Genomic DNA, 25,062 nt, shown 5'->3' with positions numbered 1-25,062 from the left:
GAAGGTGCCGAAGGACCGGCACCCCTCACCCGCCCTCCCAAGACGACCTCGGCCGACGTGCGGTGGGGTGCGGCGGCGGCGCAAGGGGGCCCGGGGGAACGGGCGGGACGGACCGGAATGGCGATTTCGGTAGGCTGACGGGTATGACAACGCCAGCGGAACGCTACGCGGCCTTCCGTCAGAAGCACGGGGACGAAGGGGCCGCTCTCAGGTCGTTCCGAGGTCTCTACGACTTCGCGCTGGACGACTTCCAGCTAGACGCCTGCCGGGCCCTGGAGGCCGGCGACGGCGTCCTGGTGGCGGCGCCAACCGGATCGGGCAAGACGGTGGTCGGCGAGTTCGCCGTCCACCTGGCCCTGGAGCAGGGCCGCAAGTGCTTCTACACCACCCCCATCAAAGCGTTGTCCAACCAGAAGTACAACGACCTGGTCAAACGCTACGGCACCGCCAAGGTCGGCCTGCTGACCGGCGACAACAGCATCAACGGCGACGCCCCCATCGTGGTCATGACCACCGAGGTGCTGCGCAACATGCTCTACGCCGGGTCGGCCACGCTGGGCGGGCTCGGTTTCGTCGTCATGGACGAGGTCCACTACCTGGCCGACCGGTTCCGCGGCGCGGTGTGGGAAGAGGTCATCATCCACCTGCCGGAGTCGGTCCGGCTGGTGGCGCTGTCGGCGACGGTCAGCAACGCCGAGGAGTTCGGCGAGTGGATGGGCGAGGTGCGCGGCGACACCACGGTCATCGTCGACGAGGTCCGGCCGGTGCCGCTGTGGCAGCACATGATGGTGGGCAACCGCCTCTACGACATGTTCATGAACGACGACCTGACGCCGCGCATCAACCCCACCCTGATGCGGGTCACCAAGGACGCCGAGCGGCTGACCGCGGGCCGGGGCCGGCGCGGCTACGGCCGGCCGCAGCGGTCCCGGCCGCCGGACCGGGTGCAGGTCATCGAGAAGCTGGACGCCGAAGGGCTGCTGCCGGCGATCACGTTCATCTTCTCCCGCGCCGGTTGCGCCGCGGCGGTGCAGCAGTGCCTGTACGCCGGGATCCGGCTCACCACCGACCGCGAGCGGCACGAGATCAGGCAGCTCGTCGACGAGCGCACCGCGCACCTGCCCGACGAGGACCTGGCGGTGCTGGGCTTCCTGGAGTGGCGCGACTGCCTGGAGCGCGGCCTGGCGGCGCACCACGCGGGCATGCTGCCGGCCTTCAAGGAGGTCGTGGAGGAGCTGTTCACCCGCGGGCTGGTCAAGGCGGTCTTCGCCACGGAGACCCTCGCCCTCGGCATCAACATGCCGGCCCGCAGCGTCGTGATCGAGAAGCTGGACAAGTGGAACGGCGAGACCCACGCCGACCTCACGCCCGGTGAATACACGCAGCTGACCGGCCGGGCCGGGCGGCGCGGCATCGACGTCGAGGGGCATGCCGTGGTGCTGTGGCAGCTGGGCATGGACCCGCTGTCGGTTGCGGGCCTGGCCGGCACCCGCACCTATCCGCTGCGCTCCAGCTTCCAGCCGTCGTACAACATGGCCGTCAACCTGGTCGGCCAGTTCGGCAGGGAGCGGGCGCGCACGCTGCTGGAGGAGTCGTTCGCGCAGTTCCAGGCCGACCGGGCGGTCGTGGGCCTGGCCAAGCAGTTGCGCAAGCACGAGGAGGCCCTGGAGGGCTACCAGGAGGCCATGACGTGCCATCTGGGCGACTTCCCTGAATACGCGGCGCTGCGCCGCCGCCTGTCCGACCGGGAGGCCGAGCTGGCCAGGCAGCGGGGGGCCGCCCGGCGCGCCGCGGCGGTGCGGTCGCTGGAGGCGCTGGAGCCCGGGGACGTCATCCGGGTGCCCGGCGGGCGGCGGGCCGGTCTGGCGATCGTGCTCGACCCGGGGCTCAACCCGCGCGGCCGTGCTGCCGGGACGGGGCCCAGCCCGCTGGTGCTGACGATCGGCAAGCAGATCAAGAAGCTTGACCCGGCCGACTTCCCGGTGCCGGTCGAGCCCCTGGAGAAGCTGCGCATCCCGAAGAACTTCAACGGCCGCTCGCCGAAGGAACGCGCCAACCTCGTCTCCACGCTGCTGGCCAAGGTCGGCGACCGTGACCTGGGCAAGCCGGCCAGGGCCCGCGACCACACGGTGGAGGACGAGGAGGTCAACGAGCTGCGCCGGCGCATCCGCCAGCACCCCTGCCACGGCTGCGACGAGCGCGAGGACCACGCCCGCTGGGCCGAGCGCTACTACAAGCTGCTGCGCGAGACCGAAGGGCTGCGCCGTCGTGTCGAGGGCCGCTCGCACGTGATCTCCCGTACGTTCGACCGCATCTGCTCGGTGCTGGAGCAGCTCGGCTACCTCGACGGTGAGACGGTCACCGACGAGGGCCGCCGCCTGGGCCGCATCTACACCGAGCTGGACCTGCTGACCGCGGAAAGCCTGCGCAAGGGACTGTGGGAGGAGCTGGAGCCGGCGGAGCTGGCGGCGTGTGTGTCGGCGCTGGTGTTCGAGTCACGGGCCGCCGACGACGCCCGCCGGCCCAAGATCCCCGCAGGGCGGGCCCAGGACGCGCTGACGTCGATGATCCGGCTGTGGGGGGAGCTGGAGGGCATCGAGTCCGACCACGGGCTGTCCGCCATCAGGGAGCCCGACCTGGGGTTCGCCTGGGCGGCGTTCCGCTGGACGAAGGGGCACGCTCTGGACGCGGTGCTCATGGACGGCGTCAACGGCAACGAGCTGGCCGCGGGCGACTTCGTGCGGTGGATCAAGCAGCTGATGGACCTGCTCGGCCAGCTCGGGAACGCGGCCCCGCCCGACAGCAAGATCAAGCAGACTGCCGTCAAGGCTGTGGACGCCATGCGGCGCGGGGTGGTGGCCTACTCCTCGCTCACCTGAGCGGCCCGTTAGCCCGTCTAACCGTCTAGTCGTCGCGGCGGAGGCCCAGCACCATCACCACCAGGCCCAGCAGGCCCACCACGGCGGCGACGGCGGTCAGCGTGCCTCCGTCGAACCACAGGTGCAGCAGGCCGAAGCTCCTGTCGAAGAAGTGCTCGGCGATGAGCGCACCAAATCCTTGAATCATGAGGATGATGCCGAAGAACGTCATGCACCGATCGTGGCAGGCACGGCAGAGCGTTCCATCTAACCAAAGTATCGTCCGCCCTACTCCTTAGAACCAGTTCTCAGAAGCACCTTTGGCCGTCCTATTACCTACTTTGGCCATTTTGCGCATTTACACCTAATTTAACTGGAATGCGGAATCGCCTTTCTGGGCTGGTCTGACGGGTCAAGTCTCTTTTGCCCCGGCGAATATCTCGTGATTTATTTGAATTCGGGTGCTAACGTCCGATTTGTGAATGTGTCGGCCATCCAACGGGGGAGGAATCATGGCTAACACGCAGTTCACGCAAGTCGGGTTCCACGAAGGATGGGGTTGCCGCCGACGGCGGTGGCGCAGACGCCGCTGCTGCTGGGGCAGACGCCGTAAGTGGTGGTGGGGGTGGTAAACACACCCCGTGAGGGCCGGCGGCTGAGCCGCCGGCTCTCTTTCGTCGCCTCCGGCCGTGAACTCGCGCCGGCGATTTCCCTTCGCCGCACCTTCCGCGAGTTCTGGCCGGACACGCGCGGGTTGCGCCGGCTGTTCGCGGCCGGCGTGCTGCTTGCCATCGTGGCCGCGCTGTGCGAGGTCGCCGCGATCCGCCTGTTCGGTCACATCACGGACGAGGTGCTCGCCACCCGGGATCTGGGAGCGTTCTGGGTTCCCGCGCTCACCTGGCTCGGGCTCGCCGCGGTCGCGGGCGTCGCCGCCTTCGCCGGCACGTACGTCACCGCGCTCGGCGCCGAACGGTTCCTGCTGGGACTACGCGACCGGGTGTTCGCCCACATCCAGACGCTCGCGCCGGACTTCTCGGAGAAGCGGCGCCTCGGCGACCTCATGGCCCGGCTCACCGACGACGTCGAGGCCATCGAGGAACTCGTCGGCTCAGGGGTGGTCAAGGCCCTCACCACTGCTGCCAGCGCGGTGTTCTTCGCCGGAGCCGCCTTCCTCATCCGGTGGGACCTCGCGCTCGTCACATTCGCGCTCATCCCGGCGTTCCTGCTGGTGTCGAAGGCGTTCGCGGCCAGGTTCAGAACGGCCGCGGCGCGCGAGCGGCACAGCAACGGCGCCATGAACAGCGTCCTGGAGGAAGGGCTGGCCAACCAGCCGCTCGTGCAGGCGTACAACCGGCAGCCCGCCGAGTCGCGCCGCCTGCACGCCGAGGGACGCACGTGGCTGCGCGCCAACATGGCGCAGGCCTGGCTGTCCGGCCTGTACGGTCCCGCCGTCCAGATCATCGAGACCGTTTGCCTGATCGTCATCCTCGGTGTCGGCGCGTGGGAGATCGCCGCAGGCCGGCTGACCATCGGTGGCCTGCTCGCCTTCGCCGCGTACCTGGCCCTGCTCTACCCGGCCGTCCAGGGCCTCGGCGAGCTGGCCTTGACGGTGTCGGAGGCGGCCGCGGGGTCCGACCGGATCATCGAGATCCTGCGGACCAAGCCGGCCGTCACCGACGCACCCGGTGCCGTGCCCGCCGGGGCTCGCGGGCGCCGCCGCGGGTGGATCGAGTTCGACAGGGTCGGATTCACCTACCCGGGGCGGGGGCGGCCGGTGCTGCGGGAGGTGTCCTTCGCTGCCGGGCCCGGCGAGCTGCTCGTGCTCACCGGGGCCAGCGGGGCGGGCAAGTCCACGCTGGCCAAGCTGCTGCTGCGCTTCTACGACCCGGCCGCGGGGCGCATCCTGCTCGACGGCGCCGACATCCGCGGCCTGACCCGCGAGTCGCTGCGGGCCGAGGTCACCGTGCTGCACCAGGAGACGCTTCTGTTCTCCGGATCGGTACGGGACAACATCGTCTATGGGCGGCCGGACGCCTCGCACGACGAGGTGATCAGAGCCGCCCAGGCGGCTGGGGTGCACGATTTCGTCAAACTGCTGCCCCAGGGGTATGACACGCCGGTCGGGCAGCGGGGGCGCCTGCTGTCAGGCGGGCAGCGGCAGCGGATCGCGATCGCCAGGGCCATCCTGCGCGACGCGCCCGTGCTGGTGCTCGACGAGCCCATGAGCGGGCTGGACGAGGCGACGGCCGCCCAGGTCATGCAGCCGCTGCGGCGGCTCATGGCCGGTCGCACGACGATCCTCATCACCCACGACCTGCGGCATGTGCCCGAAGGGGCGCGGATCGTCGAGCTGAAGCCGGTGCCCCGTGAGGACCGCCTGCGCCTCAAGCGCACCGGCACCCCGGCCCGCCGCCCGGCCCCGTACCCGGCGCCAGAGCCACCGGAACCGGTCCGCCCTGCCCACCACGCAGGGGCGCCTGGATCGGGGCGGTACGCTGCACCGCCTTCGGATCCCGTGGGCGGCGTTCATCAGGCCGGGGCGCCCGCTCCGGGGCGGCCGGCCGCAGCCGCATCGGATTCGGTGCGTGGCGCCCGCCAGGGGCCGGGCCCCGGCCGGTACGCCGGGACGCCACGCGAAACGGTCCCCGGCACTCGCCAGACGGAGTCGCCTGCGCCGGATAGGCAGGGCACTGCCCCGCCGGGACCGATCCGCGGCTCACGCCGAGCCGTGTCACCGGACCCGCGCGGCGGCGACCCGGGGGGCTAGGCGCTCGGCGCGAAACCCCGGGCCGGCCGACCGCCGGCAGTCCGTGCGCCGGGTCCGGAGACCGCACCTGCCGACACCCAGGGCCGGGTGCCGGAGACCACATCCACCGACACCCGCCCTGCAAGGCGGGTGTTTCGGTTGTGGGGACCGTGCCGCCCGCCAACGGACGCCGCCGGGCAGACGCGCTCCGCCCGGCCAACGAACCAACGCACGACCGCACCGTCCCGGCCATGGGGAGGCGGCGGCACGAGGCCCGGCTCCTGGCGGCGATGTTGACCGACTGCGCGGGCTCGTGGCGGCGAGGTGGACGGACTGCGCGGGCTTGTGGGGCGGTGGGGTGGTCGTAAGGGCTGTATCTCGGGGTGTCTCCTCAGTAGAATCGGAGAGCGCTCTCCGGTTGTCAGAAGGCAGGTGCACGCCATGGGCGACGACCACAGCACGGCCAGGCCGTTACGCGCCGATGCCCGCCGCAATCGCGAGCGGGTCCTGCAGATCGCCCAGGAGGCGCTGGCCAGCGACGGCCTGACCATCTCCTTCGACGAGATCGCCCGCCGGGCCGGGTTCGGCGTCGGCACCGTCTACCGGCATTTCCCGACGAAGGAGGCGCTGTTCGAGGCCGTGCTGCTGGGGCGGGTCGAGCGGTTCGTGGCGGACGCCCGCGCGCTGGGGACGGCGGAGGACCCGGGCAAGGCGTTCTTCGGGTGGTTCACGCACGTGGTCGAGCAGGCCTCCGCCAACCAGGCGCTGTGCGACATGCTGGACAGCGGCTCGGGAATGGCGTTACGGCCGGGCTCGACCCTCGAGGAGGACTTCGGCAAAGCGCTCGGCCGGTTGCTGGCCAGGGCGCAGCAGGCCGGCGCGGTGCGGCGCGACCTCGTGACCGATGACGTGCAGGACCTGTTACGCGGCTGCCTGGCGGCCGAGCGGAGAGCCCGGGCAAGGGGCGGGGCCGTACGGTTGGCGGAGGTGATCTGCGACGGGATGCGGGCCCGGCCGCGCTGAGGCCGGGTATCGATCGCTTCAGGCGGCACGGTGACGACGGGCGCGATGGCCTGGGCCTCGGTGAGCTGGGCCGCGGAGACGGCGCCGAGGCGGTGGTGAGCTCGTTGACGACGGCGGGGCCGTAGAAGTCGCCGGCCGGCCAGTTGCACGGCGCCGTAGCCGGCCTGATCGGATCAGGCCAGGGTGAAACGGACCTCGCGGGTGGCCGGGTCCGCTTGCGCCAGCCGTACCGTCACCTGCTCGCCGAGGGGGAGAGACCCGTCGCAGCGGGCGATCACCGCGGGGTCGGTGAGCTGCACCTGCCCGCCGCCGCGCCGCTCGTCCACGTCGATCACCACCGCCTCGAACGCCTGCCCGAGCCGGTCCCGCAGGAGGAACGCCTCCACCAGGTCCACGCACGCCCGGTCCACGGCCGCCGCGCGCCGTCCCGAGGACGACATGAGGCCGGGCAGGCTCGCCAGCCCCGCCCGCACGTCGGACGGCACCGGCTCGCCCGCGGCGATCGCCAGGCACACCTCGGTCGCGTACCGGTCGACCAGGCGCCGCAGCGGGGCCGTGACGTGCGCGTACGGGGCCGCCACCGCGGCGTGCCCGGCCTCCTTCGGCGGCGCCCCGTCGAAGGAGGCATAGCCGGAGCCGCGCAGCAGCACTCTCGACTCGTGCAGGAACGCCGCCTGCTGCGGATTGCGTGGATCCAGGCCATGCACCACCGCGCCGTACCCGGCGCCGTCGGGCCACGGCACGCCCAGCGCCCGCGCCACCCTGACGACCTTGGCCAGGTCGTCGGGACGCGGCGGCGGCAGCACACGCAGGATGCCGATCTCGGCGTCGAGCATCATCGCGGCCGCGGCCATGCCGGTCAGCAGCGAGATCTGCGCGTTCCACGCCTCGGCCGGCAACGGCAGCCGGAACTCCAGCCGGTAGCCGCCGTCGGCGGGCACCACCTCCTGCTGGGGCGTGGGCAGCGTGACGCCGCCGCGCTCGCGCTCCAGGGCCAGCCGGAGCCGGCCGATCTCGGCCAGCAGCGCCAGGACGCCGTCGGCGGTGCCGGTGTCGACGGCCGCCTGCACGTAGGCGTAGTCGAGGCGCTCGCGGCTGCGTACGAGGGCACGCTGTACGTCCGCGCCTACCGTGCGGCCGTCGGTGTCGAGGTCGATTCGCCACACCGCGGCAGGCCGCGGCGCGCCCGGCAGCAGGCTGGCCGCGCCCTCCGACAAGACGCGGGGATGCAGCGGCACCTTGCCCGCCGGCAGGTAGACGGTCTCGCCCCGGGAGCGGGCCTCGGCGTCGATGATCCCGCCGGGCTGCACGAAGGCGCCGACGTCGGCGATGGCGTACCAGACGCGGTAGCCGGTGCGCAGCCGTTCCAGGTGCACGGCCTGGTCGAGGTCCATCGAGCCGGGCGGGTCGATGGTGACGAACGGCACATCGGTGAGGTCCTTGCCGGTCGGCCGGGGCACCTCCGCCACCCATTCGGCCTCGTCGAGCACGGCACGCGGGAAGTCGCCCGGCAGAGCGAGTTCGCGGCTGATCCGCTCGAAGCCGTCTTCCAGCTTGACCGGGATCTCTTCGGGTACCTGAATCATCGACACGCGCCCAACCTACCGGGGGCGGGCGGTGCCGATCATGCAAGGTGGCCGTCGAGGCCGGTGATTCGCAGCAGCCGCCGCATGGCCGGCGGGACGCCTGCGATGCGCAGCGGCGTGTGCTGGCGCCGGGCGAGGTTGTAGACGGAGACGAGGATGCCGAGCCCGGCCGCGTCGATGAAGGACAGGCGGCTGACCTCGATGACCACCGCGGCGTGCTGGGCGCGGCCGGCCTCCCGCAGCAGGGCGAGCAGGTGCCCGCGGAGAAGTTCGGTGGTGGCGATGTCCAGCTCGCCAGACACGGCGACGGTCACGGTGCCGTTGCGGCGGCTGGTGGTCAGCTGTAGTGGGTCCAAGTCCGGCTCCGCGCTCTGTCAGGGCCGGGAACACTCCTGTCGCTGTGCGCGGACCCGCCCTTGTCGTAGACACCAGATGCGATGCGCATGTCACTCAACGCGACTGCGTGCTTCCAAAATGGAGTTTACCTTCCTGGTGGCGAACGTCGAGAGCTGCGCGATGGTATCGGGTAGACAGGAGAATTCCTCGGGAAAACAATTCCCGTTACCCGGTTGGAAAAACATCACCCTTAGCGGGCTTTCAGACCGAGAAGGCCGTGAAGGGCAGGCTCGGCGCTGGATGCGACGACGTGCGGCCAGTTCTGTGGCTTTTTACCTTTTTCGAGCACCGTGACTGGCGTGTACTGGGGCGAGGGGCCGGTGGGTGGGGGTCGCGGCGGCCGGTCTGGGGGAGGCCGGCCGCCTGATCCGGAGCCGGCCAGGCCATCCATGTGGAAGGGGGCCGTGGGGGAGCCGTCCTTCCGGCGTGACGTCGGAGGGATGGGTAGGGGGTTTTTTGCTGAAATTCCCGAGTTTGTGGAGAAAGATCACACTACGCTGCTAGCCCGGTAAGTACGAGGGGAGTGGCGAAATCGTGTGGATCGCAGCCGCAGTGCTGGCCGCCATCGTCGTGGGGGTGGTGGTCTGGTGGCTCCGCCGTGACGCGGTCGGCGGCGAGGCCGGCGGCGTGTTCGAGGTCGAGCGGAAGCGGGACTGGGAACTGCGCCTCACGCCCGAGGCCGAGGCCGCGTTCCTGGAGGGCCTGCGGGCCTACCACGACGCGGGCAACGCTCTGCGCCTCGCGGGGGAGCAGGGGGTGCTCACGACGGACGACCCGCCGCGGCTGATCTCGCTGCACCTGCTCGCCGACGGCTTCACCGCCCTGGGTGACGCCGCGATGCACGACCCGCACGGCACGGTCGCGACCATGATGGAGCAGTCCGCCGCCGCCGAGCTGCCCGGGGTGCTGCACCTGCGCCCGCAGTGGCTGGCCGGTGAGGTCGACGGCATGGACCGGGCGTCCTTCGCCGACGCCGTCCTGGCGCTCGTGTGCCCGCCCGGGGCCGCGGGCATCGCAACCTGCTCGCGCGACGAGGCCGCCGGCGCGCTGCAGGTCACCGTACTGGGCGGGCCGCCGGGGGAGGAGCCGTCCCAGGTCAACACGATGCTGCTGGACCTGGCCCGGATGCTCGACCTCTACCAGGAGGCCCGCGAGGAGCAGCTCGACGCGGCGGCCGACGAGCTGCTGCGCGAGGTCGTGTCCGGTGTGCTCGCCGCCGGCGGGCCTGGCCTGACCTGGGTGCGCCCGCCCACCTCCGAGGAGCGCCGCATCGTGGTGGATGGTCTCACCCGCGAGGAGTATTAGGCGTTGACCTCGGCGCGGCCGTGCCGCCAGTACCCCATGAACGCCACCGCGCGCCGGTCCATGCCGCGCTCGGCCACCAGATGCCTCCGCAGGGTTTTGATCACCGCCGCCTCGCCGGCCAGCCACGCGTAGAGGGAGTCGGCCGCCTCCTCCTGCGGCACCTCCCACAGTTCTTCGGCATCGACGTCCACGTCGTCGAAGGCCTCGGGCTGAGGCAGCGCAGGCAGCAGCCGCTCGGCCGCGGCCCGCACGGCGGGGACGAGCAGGTCGCCGCGCTCGGCGTCGTTCCTGGCCAGCCAGGAGACCTGTACCGAGCAGGCCTTCTGGACCGGCAGGAAGTCGTCCGCGCAGGGGACCTCCATGAGGGCCTCGCCATGGACGCCGGCGGGCAGGCGTTCGAGCACGGAGCAGATCGCGGGCACGGCGGTCTCGTCGCCGGCGATGAGCACGGTCTTGCTGCCGGCCGGCGGGCGGAACTCCAGGCCGCCGTGCCATCCGTCATAGCGGGCGTCAGGGCCCATGAGCACGGCCGTGTCGCCGGGCCGCGCCTCCTCCGCCCAGCGGGCCACCGGGCCGTCGCCTCCGGGGTGCATGACCACGTCGACGTCGACCTCGCCGACCTCCCGGCGCACCTGCCTGGCGGTGTACGTGCGCATCGGGTTGCGCTTGTCGTCGTCGAGCCCCCGCCACCGCGTGAACCAGTCGGGACCGGACGGCAGGTGGGTCAGGCCGTGCTGCGGAACCGGCAGGATGAGCTTGATGCGCTGGTCGAACCCGTTGTCCGCGAAGTGATGGAGATCGTCTCCGGTGAACGTCACCCGCAGGAACGACGGGCTGAGCCGCTGCAGCCGCTCAACCTGGACGTGGAACATGTGAAAGGGCTCGCTCATCCCGACCTCTCCATCGACATTAGGTGAGCCTAACCTAAATGATCGCGGACGGGATGGCCAGTGCCGTCAGATCGTCCGGGAGAAGCGCAGGCCGGACGCGATTCTCACAGTCGGTGCCGCAGGGTTGTGATGAAAGTTTCACGGCTCATTGACAGCGGGAAAGCGCTTACCTATGTTGTGGCGTGTTCGCTCACACGTATGGCAGCCACATATGTGAACGAAGCTCACCTGGGGGGCCACCATCTCGCAGGCCGGCTCGGCCTGCGCGGGCCAGCAAGGAGCTTGTATCGTGCGACACAGAATCAGTGGCAGGACGGCCGCGGTCATCGCGGGCGTCGTCGCCCTCGCCGGCACCACCGTGGCCGGCATCGTGGCGGCCTCCTCCGCGGCGGCCGCACCGGCGCCCGGGGCGTACACCGTGGTCAACAACGGCAGCGGCCTGTGCCTCACTGTGCCGGGGGCCACCACGTCCGACGGCGTCCAGCTCACCCAGACCGGTTGCGGCGGCTCCGGCCAGACGTGGAACCTGGCGACGAGCGGGAGCGGCTACACGCTCAAGGCCGCCCACAGTGGCAAGTGCGCCGGCGTGCGGGATGCCAGCACGTCCGCGGGCAAGCCCGTGCAGCAGGAGAGCTGCAGCGGCGCGTCGTCCCAGACATGGACGCTGCCTGAGTCGGGCAGCACCGTCAGGGTGGTCAACGCCAACGGCGGCAAGTGCCTCAACATCAAGGACAACTCGACCGCGTCCGGCGCGCTGGTGCAGACGAACTCCTGCGACTCGGTCGCGACCAAGCAGTGGCGGCTCGTCCCCGCGGGCGGCGGCACCCCCGGCCCCGACCCGACCCCCACTGTGACGACGCCGCCTCCCGGCGGCAACCCGACCGGACTGGTCGGCTGGGCCACCCAGGGCGGCGGCACCACCGGCGGCGGCACCGCCTCGCCCGTCACCGTCACCTCCGCCTCCGCCCTGACCAGCGCCCTGTCCGCCAGCGGCGCCGCGGTGATCCGCGTGTCCGGCACGATCTCCTGCTCCGGCATGCTCCGCGTGGCCTCCAACAAGACCGTGCTGGGCAACTCCGGCGCGACCATCGCGGGCTGCGGGTTCAACATCTCCGAGGCGTCCAACGTGATCGTCCGCAACCTGACCTTCCGGGACTGGAACGACGACGCCATCAACATCCAGTACGCCACCCGCGTGTGGATCGACCACAACTCCTTCAGCAACGGCTACGACGGCGCCGTGGACGTCAAGCGGGCCAGCGACTACGTCACGATCTCGTGGAACAAGGTCTCCAACCACAGCAAGACCATGCTGCTCGGCCACGATGACGGCAACAGCGCCGAGGACCGCGGGCACCTGCGCGTGACGTACCACCACAACTGGTTGGACGGCACCAACAGCCGCCACCCGCGCGTGCGCTACGGCAACCCCGTGCACGTCTACAACAACTTCTACGGCGGCGTCACCGACTACGGCGTGGCCTCCACGCAGGAGGCCGGCGTGCTGGTCGAGGGCAACTACTTCGAGAACACCGACGACCCCTTCCACCGCGGCGAAGGCGACTCCGACCCGGGCAACCTGGTCGCGCGCAACAACCACTTCGTCAACTCCGGCACCGGCGACCAGGGCGGCAGCGTCGGCTCCATCCCCTACTCCTACACGCTCGACACCCCCGCCAACGTCAAGTCCATCGTGACCGGGGGCGCGGGCGCGGGCCGCATCTCCGTCTGACGACGCCTCCCCAACCAAGGCCCCTCCGGCGCCCGCCCCGGAGGGGCCTCCCCACGACCGGCGAGAACGACGGGTTCGGGTAGCGTCTCCACTCAGGTCACGGACACCCCCGCCTGAATAAGGAGACCGACTTTGTCCCCCCTCATCCTCTCCGCAGCGGGCGCTGCACTGCTGCTCGACACCGGCGGCCAGGGCCTGCCGCGAGTCCGCCACTTCGGCGCGGACCTCGGCCCCGCCGCCGGGTCCGACCTCCTTCCCGCACTGGCCTCCACGACCGCCGCGCTGCCGCTGCTGCCCGCCCAGGGCGACGGCTGGTACGGCAGGCCGGGCCTGTCGGGCACCAGGACCGGCGAGGAGTGGCCGGTGCGGTGGACCCTCGACCGGCTCGATGTGGACGCCACCCCGGGCGCCGGCGGCACGGTGACCATCGCCGCCTCCGACGTGCGGGCGGGGCTGGCGCTGGTGAGCGAGCTGACCATGGACGCGGGCGGCCTGGTGACGCTGCGGCACACGGTGACCAACACCGCCGCCGCGCCGTACCGGCTGGCGGGGCTGATCTGCGCGCTGCCGGTGCCGGCGCGGGCCGGCGAGCTGCTGGACTTCACCGGGCGCTGGGCGCTGGAGAAGGTGCCGCAGCGCAGGGCGTTCGGGCACGGCGTGTGGAGCAGGGAAAACCGGCGCGGCCGCACCGGGCACGACGCCACCGGGCTGCTCGTGGCCGGGACCGGCGGGTTCGGCTTCCGCGCCGGCGAGGTGTGGGCGGTGCACGCCGGCTGGAGCGGCAACCATGTGCACTACGCCGAGCGGCTGCAGGAAGGGCCCGCGCTGCTGGCCGCGGGCGAGCTGCTCGAACCCGGCGAGATCACCCTGGCTCAGGGGGAGAGCTACCGCACGCCGCTGGTGTACTTCACCTGGTCCGGCAGCGGCCTGGACGAGGCGAGCGCCCGGCTGCACGAGCACCTGCGGGCCGCCCGCCCGCTCCCGGTCCGGCCGGTCACGCTCAACAACTGGGAGGCCACCTACTTCGACCACGGCCTCGACCGGCTGCTGGAGCTGGCCGACAAGGCCGCGGCGGCCGGGATCGAACGGTTCGTGCTCGACGACGGCTGGTTCCGCCACCGCCGCGACGACCGCGCCGGGCTCGGCGACTGGTACGTCGACGAGGGAGTCTGGCCCGACGGCCTGCACCCGCTGGCCGACCACGTGCGCAAGCACGGCATGCAGTTCGGGCTCTGGTTCGAGCCGGAGATGATCAACGAGGACTCCGACCTGGCCCGCGCCCACCCCGACTGGATCCTCGGCCGGTCGGACCGGATGCCGCCGCCGTATCGCAACCAGCAGACGCTCGACCTGGCCGAGCCGGAGGCGTACGCCTACCTGCTGGAGCGGCTCGACACCCTGGTCGGCGAGTACGCGCTCGACTACATCAAGTGGGATCACAACCGCGACATCACCGAGCCCGTCCACGACGGCGTGGCCGGCGTGCACGCCCAGACGGAGGCGACCTACCGGCTGCTGGACGAGCTGCGCCGCCGCCACCCCGGACTGGAGATCGAGTCGTGCTCGTCCGGCGGCGCCCGCGTCGACTACGGCATCCTCGCCCGCACCGACCGGGTGTGGACCTCCGACAGCAACGACGCACTCGACCGGCAGGCCATCCAGCGCTGGACCGGGCTGCTCGTGCCGCCGGAGCGGATGGGCGCCCACGTCGGCGCCCCCAGCGACCACATCACCGGCCGGTCGCTGCCGCTGGCCTTCCGCGCCGGCACCGCGTTGTTCGGGCACATGGGCGTGGAATGGGACCTGACCTCGGCGAGCGAGGCCGACCTCGAGGAACTGGCCACGTGGATCGCCCTGCACAAGCGGCTGCGGCCAGTGCTGCACGCCGGGAAGGTGGTCAGGGCCGACCACCCCGACCTGTCGTCGCTGCTGCACGGCGTGGTGCTGCCCGAGCGCGGCGTGTACGGCTACGTGCAGGTGACCTCCCGGGTGGAGTCCGCGCCGGCGCCGCTGCGGCTGCCGGGCCTTGACCCCGCCGCGCTGTACGAGGTGCGCGTGGCCGGGCCCGTCCCGCAGGGCGCGGCGATGCCGGAGTGGGCCGGGGCGCCGGTGCGGCTGCCCGGCGCCGCGCTGGGCGAGCTCGGGCTGCGCGCCCCGGCGCTGCGCCCGACGTCGGTGCTGGTCATCGAAGTGGAGAGGATCGCGGGCTAGTTCAGGTCAAGCTCCGAGCCGCCGAACCTGTCGCGCAGGAAGCGGCCCTGATCGCGCAGCGCCTGCTCGTCGCCCCGATGGATCGCCTCGGCGACCTTGCGCATCTGGGCGTCGAGCAGCGCCAGCTGGGCCAGCAGCTCCTCGTGCGCGCTGCGCTCGCGCTCGGCCCGCCGGGCCAGCGCGTATCCGCGCGGCAGGTTCGCATACGCCTCCAGGCTGGCGGGCAGATAGCTGCGGATCGTCTGCGACACCACGTGCAGCTGATCGGGCGAGGCGGTCAGCTGCTCGGCCCGCTCGAGCACGCCCCGGAGGACCTCGGCCAGCCCCCGCACGGCCGCCTCCACGTCGCCGGGGAAACGCCGTTCCATCCGCCGCAGCAGCGTGTCCAGATCGTCCCGCAGCGCCCGCGTCTCGACCTCGGCGTGCGAGATGGTCAGCTTGACGCGGTCCGGCGGGGCCAGCAGCGCGCCGACCCCGTACAACGCGGCCACGACCACCGGCCAGTACGCCCCCGCCAGGCCCAGGAAGTGAGCCAGCAGGCCGAGCAGCGCCAGGCACGAGCCGGCGATGTTCCTGTTCGAGCCCAGGTATCGCAGCACCCGGTCACTGATAGCCACGGATCTCCTTGAACGCGCTGCTCAGCGACGTCGAGCGGGCGTCGAACACGGCGCCGCCGGTCAGCTGCGCCACCTGGCGCATCTCCTCGACGTCGCTCTCGCCGAACAACACCACGAACGTCGGCGTGCGCCGACGCTCCTGCGGCAACGTCCGGTAGTGGGCCTCGAAGGCGGCGTAGTCGCCGCCGTCGGTGTTCTCGCCGTCGGTCATGAGCACGATCGAGCTGTAGCGGCCGGGCGTCACCGGCCGGTCGTAGGCCGCCGTGAGGCTGTCGTAGATCGCGGTGCCGCCGTCCGCCTCCAGGTCCTCGGCGAACGCCTTGATCTGCGCCAGCACCGGCTCGGGGTCCCGCTCCGGGACGGTGAAGGGGACCGGCTCGCCCGGACTGTCGTTGAACGGGATCATCGTCACGGTCTCCCGGTTGAGGAACCGCGTGAAGGCGCCGGAAGCCGAGGCGTCGGCGCCGGTCAGCGCCACGAGCGCGGTGCGCAGCGCGTCGATCCTGTCACCGTTCATCGACCCCGACGTGTCCAGCACGAACGTCGCCTCAGACGGGACGCGCACCTGGTTGAGATAGGTGGAGATCAGCTCGTCGGCGGTGCTGCGCCGGTTCGGGAACGGCAACTCGATGAGCTGCGCCGAACCGAACTCCGCGCCCGGGGTCACGCCGGGCACGATCGGCCGCCGATGCGTGCTCGTCATGATGTGGTTCTGCACGGCGGGCGTGCGCAGCCAGGCGGTGAGCTTGCCGTACAGGGCCTTCTTCTCCTCCGGGGCGGAGGCCAGCAGCGTGAGCGGGTAGTCGGCGCTGACCACGCCGTCGCTCGGGTAGATCAGCGTGACCGGCTCGCGCAGGCCCAGCAGCACCGACTCGTAGTTGACCATGCCGTCCACGCCCGGGTCGCGGGCGTAGGCGTCGGCCAGCCAGCCCGACGAGCCGGCCGTCAGCCGCTGCGCGGAGAAGAACTCCTTTAGCTTCGGAGTGACCGTGGCCACCTGCTCGGCGCTGAGCGCGCCGTCCGCGTCCGACAGCGCCGCCGCCACCCCCACCAGGGCGGAGAAGCCCGAGTTGGAGGAGGCCGGGTTCGTCATGCCGAAGCTGAAGCGGCCGGCCTTGGCCGCCGCCGCGATGTCCGCCCACGAGACCGGCTTGCCGTCCCAGCCGAGCTCGGCTGCCTTGGCCGGTTTCAGCCCCAGCACCACGGGGGAGACCATGGTCTTGGTCTGGGTGGACAGCTTGGCCTGCGCGCCGTCGATCAGGGACAGGTAGCGGTTGGAGGAGAACCAGGTCGCGTCCACGCGTTCGGCGGCGCGGCCGCTCGCGACCTGTTCGGCGCCGTCGAGCGTCCCGGTGTAGGTGAGCCTGACCTTGACGCCGGCCTCCTGCTCGGCCCTGCGCAGCAGTGGCTCGAGGTCCTTGACCTCGCTGCCGGCCAGCACCCGCAGCAGGTCGGGACCATCGGGGAGTTCCTCGCCCTCGCCGCCCGCCCCGCACGCGGCCGCCAGCAGCAGCGTGACCGCGATCAGCGCCCGCCTCACTCGGCACCCTCCCTCGCCCGCTCGAGGTACGTCTTCGCGTGGTCCAGCTCGGCCGACAGGCTGTCCACCGTGGTCGCCATGCTCTCGACCGCCTTCGCGCGGAAGGAGTCGATGAGGTCCATCGTGGCGTAGACGTTGTCGAACGCCTGCCGCAGCGTGTCCAGGTCCACGGTCGCCGACGCCGCCTGGTTCTGGATCGCGCCCGCCTGCGTGCGCAACATCTCGCTGGTGGCCAGGATCAGGTCGCTGGTCGTGGCGTTCAGCGCGCTGATCTGGTCGAGCACCAGCTTCTGCCCGGCCAGCGCCTGCGCGACCGTCACCGCCGTACGCAGCGCCGCGACCGTCGTCGTGGTGGCGCGGTCCACGCCCTTGCTGAGCTCCAGGTTGTTCTTGCGCACCAGGTCCAGCGCCAGGTAGCCCTGCGCAGAGACGGCCAGCTGGGTGAGCAGGTCCTGGTGCTTCTGCCGCACCGCGAACAACGCGTCCGAGCGCAGCGCCGTGGCCCGCGCCTCATCGGCCTGCGCGATCCGCTCCTCCAGGGCCGCGTCCATGGCCTGCGCCATGACGGCGTACTCCTGCAGCCGCGTCATCGCCTCCCACAGATTCGCCTTTTCGCCCTCGATGGCGGCGTTGTCGCGCAGCAGCTCGTCCTGGCCGGACTTGAGCGCGCGGATGATGTCGTCGATGTGCTTCTGCGCGGAATGGAACTTGGCGAAATAGTCGCGCAGCCGGTCGCCGAACGGGATCAGCCCCAGCAGCTTGCGCGCCCCGCTCGCGGCCTGCTTCGGATCCAGGTCCACGACGGTACGGCGCAGCGCCACGAGGTCGCCGGCAACCTTGGTCTGGGCGTCGGAGCCCTCGCCGCGGGCCGCGTCGAGCGCGGCCACCGGCCGCTTCAGCATGCGGTTGGCCACCTGCGAGGCGGACCTGATCTCGGTGTCGCCCATCGAAGAGATGTCGTGCACCTTGCGGGAGAACTCCGGGGAGCGCGGATCGAGCCCGCTCAGCTCCCCGGCGAACTCCCGCGCCTTATCGGTCAGCTCGGCCGCGCGCTCGCCGGCCATCGGCAGCATGCCGGCCGCCGTCTCCGCCGGCACCGGCGCGACCGGCGCGGGCGGCGTGAGCACCAGATCGGACACGTGAGGATCTCCTTGTCAGGGCCGGGCGGCGTCGATGGTCGTGATCAGCTCGTCCAGCCGCTCGTACGCAGGCGGCTCGACGACGTCGACCAGGTCGGCCGCGGCCGGCGCCTTGGTCTTGGCCACCAGGTCGGCGAACGCCTGGGGGTCGGTGGTGCGAAAGCCGTACGCGGCCGCCAGGGCCAGCAGCTTCGGGTCCTTGGTCAGCAGCTCGCCCACCCGCGTGCCCTGGCCGGAGAGCGGGACCAGGGTGTGCTTGCTCAGCACGGTGGGCGACGGGTAGACCAGCCGCATCTCGGGCTTGATCGCGCCGTCGCCGGCGAAGACGTGCGCCAGGTACTGCGCCTCGTACACCACCAGCATCGGCGTCTTGCCCGCGCCCAGCGCCAGGTAGTCGTCGAACGACGCCTCGCTGGTCGACTCGGCGAAGCCCTGGTCGAGCACGGCAGGCGCGAGGATGGGCGCGAACTTGGCGATCTGGGCGTCGGAGCTGATGACATCGTCGCCGTTGGCCACGTAACCGATCACTGACAGGTACATGGCGGCGGAGTTGGACGTGCGGATGTCGGTTGTGGTGAGCAGGACTCGTTTGCGAGCCGGGTAAGCCGAATTACCCGGGATTTGATCCCATCGAGTGCCTTTGTCCACTAATTCTAGATATTTCTTAATATCAAGTATTTGGTGCCCTTTGCCGGAATCGCGGAGCACGCCGGCCTTCGTCAGCAGCGCCGCGATCGGCTCGTACGTCGCCACCGCCATCGGCGAGTAGAACGGCGAGAACGTCGTCGTGGCCTTGCGATCGCGCTTGATCCGCTCCGCGGCCGGAACGCTGGAGGGGAAGGCGAAGGCGTACTTGCTCAGGTCCATGTCGGTGACGATCTGCCGGGATCCGGCGGTGTCCACCTCGACGCTCAGGCCGTGCGCGGCGAAGGCCGCCTTGACCCGCGGATCGTCGAAGAACGGCTTCTTCTCCGACCCGATGACCCCCCGTACCAGTGCTAATTCCTGGCCCTTGTCCTCCCGGCCGCCGAGGACGATCGCGACCACCGCCACCCCGGCCAGAGCCACTGCCAGAATGACGCCGATCCAACGCTTCATCGCACCCCGTTTCGTGAAATGTCCCCCATAACTTGAATTATGGAAGGGTGGTTGGGGGATTCGCGTGGGCGGAGAGGTGACCGTACGGCAGAATTCATCCGCCGTTCACGGGCGTCCGGGCCGTCCCGGACAGTGCGCTAAGATCATCGCCATTCTTGCTCGAGCCTGGGCCGCCGCCCGCCTGTACCGCTTCGGGCGCGTGGCGACTCCGGAGCCCTCAAGGCCCTGCCCAACCTGGCCGTCGACGGGCCCGGGCGCTACCGGATGCGGGTCTACGCCCGCCACTGGGAGTGGGGCGAAGCCGACCCTGACGCCCCCACCGAGGAGCACCTGATCGTGGTCTACCCCGGCCGCTCCACCGAGAAGATCGTTCACCGTCCGCGGCAACGTCCCTCTTGACGGTGGGCACCCCCACGGTTAACACTCTCGCAACACGTTTCACGCGCAGTGTGATGTTAGCGCTAACAATTGAGGAGTCGCCGATGCGACGACGCGCTCTGGCGTGCCTGGCCGCGTTGGCCGCCACGGTTTCGCTCGTGGTGTCGCCCGCCCAGGCAGCGGCGGCCGACGGCCCGGTGCTGTGGTACAAGCTCGACGAGCAGGCGGGAGCGGTGGCGGCGGACTCGTCCGGCAACGCCCGCCACGGCACGGTGCGCGGCACGGCCGGCTGGGGCGACGGGCTGACGTTCAACGGCAGCGACACCGACGTGAAGCTGCCGAACGACGTCATGAAGGGCATGGACTCGATCACCGTCTCCACGGACGTCCTCGTCGATCCCGGGCAGCGCACGCCGTACTTCATCTACGGGTTCGGCAACACCAGCGGCACGAGCGGCAACGGCTACCTGTTCGCGACCGGCAACCACCTGCGCGTCGCGGTCGCCAACGGCAACTGGTCGACCGAGCAGAACACCCGCCTGTCGACCTCGTACAACCTGGCCCGGGGCGGCTGGAAGCACCTGGTCTACACCCAGACGGGCACCACCGGCCTCCTGTACGAGGACGGCGTGGAGATCGGGCGCAACACCAACGTCACGATCACGCCGGGCTCCATCGGCGGCGGCACGACCACGGCCAACTACCTCGGCCGGTCGCTGTACTCCGGGGACAGGCTGTTCCAGGGCAAGCTGCGGGACTTCCGCATCTACGACCGGGCGATCAGCGCGGACGAGGTCAAGGGCCTGGCGCAGCCGACCGTCGCCGCCGCGCTCGCGGCCGACAAGCAGGCCCTCAGCCTCGGCGACACCAGCGCCGTCACCGCCGACCTGACGCTGCCGGCCGCCGCGCCCGGCGGCTCCAAGCTCACCTGGGCGACCAGTGACGCCGCGGTGGTCACCGCCACCGGCAAGGTGACCCGGCCCGCGAACGGGCAGCCGCCCGCCACGGCCACGCTCACGGCCACCCTGGCCAGGGGCTCGCTCACCGACACCAAGACGTTCGAGATCACAGTCATGCCCGAGCACGACGACGCGAAGATCGCGCAGGACGCCGCCGCCGCGCTGAAGGTGCACGGCGCCGACGACGTGCGCGGCAACCTCACACTCCCCGTCGTCGGCGAGAACGGCACCACGGTCTCCTGGGCCTCCGGCGAGCCGTCGGTCATCACGCCCACCGGAGAGGTCACCCGCCCGGCCCCCGACGCCGGCGACGTCACCGTCACGCTGACCGCCACGGTCACCAAGAACGCCGCCACCGCCACCCGCGAGTTCACCGCCAAGGTGCGCGAACTGCCGGCCAAGCAGGACTACAAGGGCTACCTCTTCAGCTACTTCACCGGAGAGGGGACCGCGGACGGGGAGCAGGTCTACTTCGCCCTCAGCCGCGGCAACGACCCGCTGCGCTGGCGAGAGCTCAACGGCGGCAAGCCCGTGCTCACCTCCACGCTGGGAGAGAAGGGCCTGCGCGACCCGTTCATCATCCGCTCGCCCGAAGGCGACAAGTTCTACCAGATCGCCACGGACCTGCGGATCTTCGGCAACGGCAACTGGGACGCCGCCCAGCGCACCGGCAGCAAGTCGATCATGGTGTGGGAGTCGACCGATCTGGTCAACTGGAGCGAGGGCCGGCTGGTGAAGGTCTCGCCCGACACCGCAGGCAACACCTGGGCGCCGGAGGCGTACTACGACGACACCATCGGCGCGTACGTCGTCTTCTGGGCCTCCAAGCTGTACGCCGCGGACGACCCGAACCACACGGGCAACACCTACAACCGGATGATGTACGCCACGACCCGCGACTTCCGCACCTTCAGCGAGCCCAAGGTGTGGGTGGACCCGGGCTACTCGGTGATCGACTCGACGGTCATCAAGCACGACGGCACGTACTACCGCTACACCAAGGACGAGCGGAACAACAGCTCGACCACCCCGTGCAGCAAGTTCATCCTGGCCGAGACGTCCACTTCGCTGCTCGACACCAAGTGGGACTTCCTTTCCGAGTGCATCGGCAAGGGCGCCATGAGCCAGGGCGAGGGCCCGACCATCTTCAAGTCCAACGACCAGGAGAAGTGGTACCTGTTCATCGACGAGTTCGGCGGGCGCGGCTACATCCCGTTCGAGTCGACGAACCTGGCCTCGGGCACCTGGACACCGTCGGCGAACTACTCGCTGCCCGCCAGGCCCCGCCACGGCACCGTCATCGGCGTCACGCAGGCCGAGTACGACCGGCTGCTGCGCGCCTACGCGCCCGGCCAGCTCGTGGAGAGCACCGAGGAGGTCAAGGTCGTCACCGGCATCGGTGACGCGCCGATCCTGCCGGAGAAGGTGACCGCCACGTTCGCCGACGGCAGCACCGGCTCGGTCGCCGTCACCTGGGACGAGGTCCCGGCCTCCGCCTACGCCCAGGCGGGCACGTTCACCGTGCAGGGCACGCTGCCCGACGGCGCGTCGGTGCGGGCCAAGGCGACGGTCACCGTGTCGGCCGAGGGCGTGCCGGTGGAGAGCCTCACCGTCTCGCCCGCCGAGCTGCGACTCGGCGTCGGCGTGGGCCGCCAGGTCAAGGCTGTCGTCGAGCCCGCGAACGCCACCGCCAGGCAGCTCACCTGGACCAGCGCCGACCCGTCCGTCGCGACGGTCAGCGCCACCGGCCTGGTGACCACGGTCAAGGCGGGCAAGACCGAGATCACGGTACGCACCGCGGACGGCTCCAAGACCGTCACCATCCCCGTCGAGGCCACCGCCGCGATCCCGGCCGACCTGCTGCTGCACTACACCTTCGACGAGAAGGGCGGCACCGTCGCCCGTGACGCCTCCGGCCGCGGCAACGACGGCTCCTACGAGCGCACCCCGGCGTGGGGCGACGGCGTCCACGGCGCGTCGTTCCAGATGGTGGGCGGCGCCGGCACGTCCACGACCGCGCCGTACGTCACCATCCCGAACGGCGTGCTCAAGGACGTCTCCGACGTGACCGTGGCGTTCCACGTCAAGTGGAACGCCTCCACCCCGGCCAACCAGTGGATCTACGGCTTCGGCCCGGACCGCAACAAGTACCTGTTCACCGGGCCCCGCAACGGCGCCGGCGTGCTGTTCTCGGCGATCACCACCGGGAGCTGGCAGGCGGAGTCGTCCATGCGGCACTCGGCGGCGCTGCCCGGCGGCGAATGGAAGCACGTCGCGGTGACGCTCGACTCGGCCGCGAAGACGATGGTCATGTGCCTCGACGGCGTCGAGATCGCCCGCGCGGCGAACGTCACGGTCAAGCCGTCCGACCTGTACGACGCCGCCAAGACCTACGGCGGATACATCGGCAGGTCGCTGTACGCCGAGGACCCGTACTTCGCCGGCGAGGTGGACGACTTCCGCGTCTACGGCCGCGCGTTGTCGGCCGCGGAGATCTACGCGCTCGGCGGCGACCCCGCCGCGATCATCGGCGTGACCCTGCCGCAGGCCAAGGTCGACGCCATCGTGGACGCCGACGGCGGCCGGATCACGCTGCCGCTCAAGGAAGGCAGCGACGTCACCAAGCTGGCGCCCACGCTGACGCTCGCGCCCGGCGCCACCGTCAGCCCGGCCTCCGGCGCGGAGCGGGACTTCACCGAGCCCGTCACCTACACCGTGACCGGCGCGGACGGCACGAAGCGGGAGTGGAAGGTCACCGCGCTCGTCATGAAGAGCCCCGTGCTGCCCGGCCTGTACGCCGACCCCAACCTCGTGGTGTTCGGCGACCGCTTCTACCTGTATCCGACCACGGACGGCTTCCCCGGCTGGAGCGGGACCCAGTTCAAGGCGTTCTCCTCGACCGACCTGGTGCACTGGACCGACCACGGCGTGATCCTCGACCTGGGGCCGGACGTGTCGTGGGCGGACAACAGCGCCTGGGCGCCGGCGATCGCCGAGAAGGACGGGAAGTACTACTTCTACTTCAGCGGCGGCATGGCCAGCGGCAACACGGCCAAGCACCTGGGGGTGGCCGTGGCGGACTCGCCGACGGGCCCGTTCCGCGACGCGCTCGGCAAGCCGCTCGTCCCCGCCGGGACCTACAGCGGGCAGATGATCGACCCCGCCGTGTTCCAGGACGACGACGGGCAGCACTACCTGTACTGGGGCAACGGCAACTCCTACCAGGTGCCGCTGAACGCCGACATGGTCTCGTTCGACGCGGTGAAGCTGAAGACGTACAAGCCGGACGGATACAACGAAGGCTCCTTCGTCATCAAGCGGGACGGCACCTACTACTTCATGTGGTCGGAGAACGACACCCGCAGCGAGGACTACCAGGTGGCCTACGCCACGGGTGAGACGCCGCTCGGCCCCTGGACCAAGCGGGGCGTCATCCTGCGCAAGAACCTCGCGCTCGGTATCAAGGGCACCGGTCACCACTCGGTGATCCGCGTGCCCGGCACCGACGACTGGTACATCGCCTACCACCGCTTCGCCATCCCCGGCGGTGACGGCACGCACCGGGAGACCACCGTCGACCGGCTGGAGTTCGGCGACGACGGCCTGATCAAGCCCGTGACGCCGACGCTGGAGAGCGTCGACCCCGTCGCGGTGGTGACCGCGGGCCCGGACGCCTCCGGCGCGGAAGGCACCTCCATCGCGCTGACGGGCACGTTCTCCGGAGCGGGCACGCCGGCCTGGCGGTACGAGGCCGCCGACGGGGCCGAGGGCACCTGCACGTTCGCCGATCCCGGCGCGCCGCAGACCACGGTGACCTGCACGGACGAAGGCTCCTACCGAGTGACGCTGGCGGCCGGGCGCAGCCGGGACACCGCGACCGTCACCGTGGCGAACGCCGACCCCGCCATCACCCGCATGTCGGGTCCGCAGGATCCCGTCGCGGCCGGCAAGCCTGTGCAGCTGGCGGTCACGTTCACCGACCCGGGGACGGATGACACGCTGACCTGCCAGGTCGACTGGACGGACGGCACCACGGGACCGTGCGCGGAGGAGCACGCCTACACCAAGAGCGGGATCTTCCAGCCGGTGGTCACCGTCGGCGACGGCGACGGCGGCAAGGCGGTGGCGACGGCTGATCCCGTCGTGGTCTACGACCCGAAGGCCGGGTTCGTCACCGGAGGCGGCTGGATCGACTCACCGGCCGGCGCGCAGCCGGGCAAGCCGGCGGCGACGGGCAAGGCCGCGTTCGGGTTCGTGTCGGCGTACCACAAGGACGCCACCCGCCCGGCTGGACAGACCATGTTCGCGTTCCCGGCAGGGGGCGTCGCCTTCGTGGCCACCCACTACGACTGGCTCGTGGTGACCGGCGGCGAGGTCCGCTACCGGGGCGTCGGCAAGGTCAACGGCAAGCCCGGGTACGCCTTCATGGTCACGGCATCCGACGGCTCGCCCGATCGCTTCCAGATCAGGATCTGGAAGGAGGACGGGGGCGAGGTCGTCTACGACAACCACGGCACCGACATCGGCGGGGGTGAGATCGTCGTCCACCCCGGCAGGTAAGCGCGGGGTAATGCGGTGAACGCG

General features: G+C 71.0%; 16 protein-coding genes. 8 read left to right on the top strand and 8 right to left on the bottom strand.

Annotated features, from left to right (window positions below):
• Window positions 1-143: 143 nt before the first annotated feature.
• The gene (locus ACTWPT_RS17105; RefSeq protein ID WP_443178365.1) at window positions 144-2,879 is read left to right on the top strand and encodes a DEAD/DEAH box helicase; all 2,736 of its coding nucleotides are present in this window, start codon (window positions 144-146) and stop codon (window positions 2,877-2,879) included.
• A gap of 25 nt (window positions 2,880-2,904) precedes the next feature.
• On the opposite strand, the gene ACTWPT_RS17100 is transcribed toward ACTWPT_RS17105, so the two are convergent.
• Complete coding sequence (locus ACTWPT_RS17100) at window positions 2,905-3,090, bottom strand: hypothetical protein (protein ID WP_443178364.1); 186 nt, start codon at window positions 3,088-3,090, stop codon at window positions 2,905-2,907.
• Window positions 3,091-3,483: 393 nt separating this feature from the next.
• Between ACTWPT_RS17100 and ACTWPT_RS17095 the strand changes: the two genes are divergently transcribed.
• Both ACTWPT_RS17095 and ACTWPT_RS17090 read left to right on the top strand, forming a co-directional pair.
• Window positions 3,484-5,625 (top strand): ABC transporter ATP-binding protein, encoded by a 2,142-nt coding sequence (locus ACTWPT_RS17095; protein WP_443178363.1) that lies wholly within the window; start codon window positions 3,484-3,486, stop codon window positions 5,623-5,625.
• Window positions 5,626-6,045: 420 nt separating this feature from the next.
• Window positions 6,046-6,627, top strand: coding sequence for a TetR/AcrR family transcriptional regulator (locus ACTWPT_RS17090; RefSeq protein ID WP_443178362.1), 582 nt, complete (start codon window positions 6,046-6,048; stop codon window positions 6,625-6,627).
• A gap of 173 nt (window positions 6,628-6,800) precedes the next feature.
• Here the strand turns inward: ACTWPT_RS17090 and ACTWPT_RS17085 are convergent, their stop codons facing one another.
• Complete coding sequence (locus tag ACTWPT_RS17085; RefSeq protein WP_443178536.1) at window positions 6,801-8,213, bottom strand: RNB domain-containing ribonuclease; 1,413 nt, start codon at window positions 8,211-8,213, stop codon at window positions 6,801-6,803.
• Between the two features lie 38 nt (window positions 8,214-8,251).
• Window positions 8,252-8,569, bottom strand: a complete 318-nt coding sequence (locus tag ACTWPT_RS17080; protein ID WP_443178361.1) for an STAS domain-containing protein — start codon at window positions 8,567-8,569, stop codon at window positions 8,252-8,254.
• Between the two features lie 574 nt (window positions 8,570-9,143).
• Between ACTWPT_RS17080 and ACTWPT_RS17075 the strand changes: the two genes are divergently transcribed.
• Window positions 9,144-9,914, top strand: a complete 771-nt coding sequence (locus ACTWPT_RS17075) for a hypothetical protein (RefSeq protein ID WP_443178360.1) — start codon at window positions 9,144-9,146, stop codon at window positions 9,912-9,914.
• Here ACTWPT_RS17075 and ACTWPT_RS17070 read toward each other — a convergent pair.
• On the bottom strand, window positions 9,911-10,804 hold the full coding sequence (locus ACTWPT_RS17070; RefSeq protein WP_443178359.1) for a siderophore-interacting protein: 894 nt from the start codon (window positions 10,802-10,804) through the stop codon (window positions 9,911-9,913). The two genes, ACTWPT_RS17075 and ACTWPT_RS17070, sit on opposite strands and share 4 nt — an antisense overlap.
• A gap of 289 nt (window positions 10,805-11,093) precedes the next feature.
• On the opposite strand from ACTWPT_RS17070, the gene ACTWPT_RS17065 reads away from it, so the two are divergent.
• Together ACTWPT_RS17065 and ACTWPT_RS17060 are read left to right on the top strand one after the other, a co-directional pair.
• Window positions 11,094-12,536 carry an RICIN domain-containing protein gene (locus tag ACTWPT_RS17065; RefSeq protein WP_443178358.1) on the top strand — a complete coding sequence of 481 codons (1,443 nt, stop codon included), beginning with the start codon at window positions 11,094-11,096 and terminating at the stop codon, window positions 12,534-12,536.
• Between the two features lie 132 nt (window positions 12,537-12,668).
• A complete protein-coding gene (locus tag ACTWPT_RS17060) occupies window positions 12,669-14,747 on the top strand; it encodes an alpha-galactosidase (RefSeq protein ID WP_443178357.1) in 2,079 nt (692 codons plus the stop codon).
• On the opposite strand, the gene ACTWPT_RS17055 is transcribed toward ACTWPT_RS17060, so the two are convergent.
• From ACTWPT_RS17055 to ACTWPT_RS17040, 4 genes are read right to left on the bottom strand one after another with little or no spacing between them, the layout of a single operon-like run.
• Complete coding sequence (locus tag ACTWPT_RS17055) at window positions 14,744-15,364, bottom strand: hypothetical protein (RefSeq protein WP_443178356.1); 621 nt, start codon at window positions 15,362-15,364, stop codon at window positions 14,744-14,746. The genes ACTWPT_RS17060 and ACTWPT_RS17055 overlap by 4 nt on opposite strands.
• Window positions 15,351-16,904: a substrate-binding domain-containing protein gene (locus tag ACTWPT_RS17050; protein WP_443178355.1), complete on the bottom strand. Its 1,554-nt coding sequence runs from the start codon at window positions 16,902-16,904 to the stop codon at window positions 15,351-15,353. Before ACTWPT_RS17050 ends, ACTWPT_RS17055 begins: the two co-directional genes overlap by 14 nt.
• Complete coding sequence (locus tag ACTWPT_RS17045) at window positions 16,901-18,043, bottom strand: toxic anion resistance protein (RefSeq protein WP_443178354.1); 1,143 nt, start codon at window positions 18,041-18,043, stop codon at window positions 16,901-16,903. Before ACTWPT_RS17045 ends, ACTWPT_RS17050 begins: the two co-directional genes overlap by 4 nt.
• 15 nt (window positions 18,044-18,058) lie before the next feature.
• On the bottom strand, window positions 18,059-19,141 hold the full coding sequence (locus ACTWPT_RS17040) for a hypothetical protein (RefSeq protein ID WP_443178353.1): 1,083 nt from the start codon (window positions 19,139-19,141) through the stop codon (window positions 18,059-18,061).
• 264 nt (window positions 19,142-19,405) lie between these two features.
• On the opposite strand from ACTWPT_RS17040, the gene ACTWPT_RS17035 reads away from it, so the two are divergent.
• Window positions 19,406-19,540, top strand: coding sequence for a hypothetical protein (locus ACTWPT_RS17035; protein ID WP_443178352.1), 135 nt, complete (start codon window positions 19,406-19,408; stop codon window positions 19,538-19,540).
• A gap of 83 nt (window positions 19,541-19,623) precedes the next feature.
• A complete protein-coding gene (locus tag ACTWPT_RS17030; RefSeq protein ID WP_443178351.1) occupies window positions 19,624-25,038 on the top strand; it encodes a family 43 glycosylhydrolase in 5,415 nt (1,804 codons plus the stop codon).
• Window positions 25,039-25,062: the final 24 nt, after the last annotated feature.

The organism is Nonomuraea sp. 3N208 (genome assembly GCF_052245935.1).
GTDB lineage: Bacteria > Actinomycetota > Actinomycetes > Streptosporangiales > Streptosporangiaceae > Nonomuraea.
The sequence above is the reverse complement of the archived record's forward strand: the minus strand, read 5'-3'. Positions and strand labels throughout refer to the sequence as shown.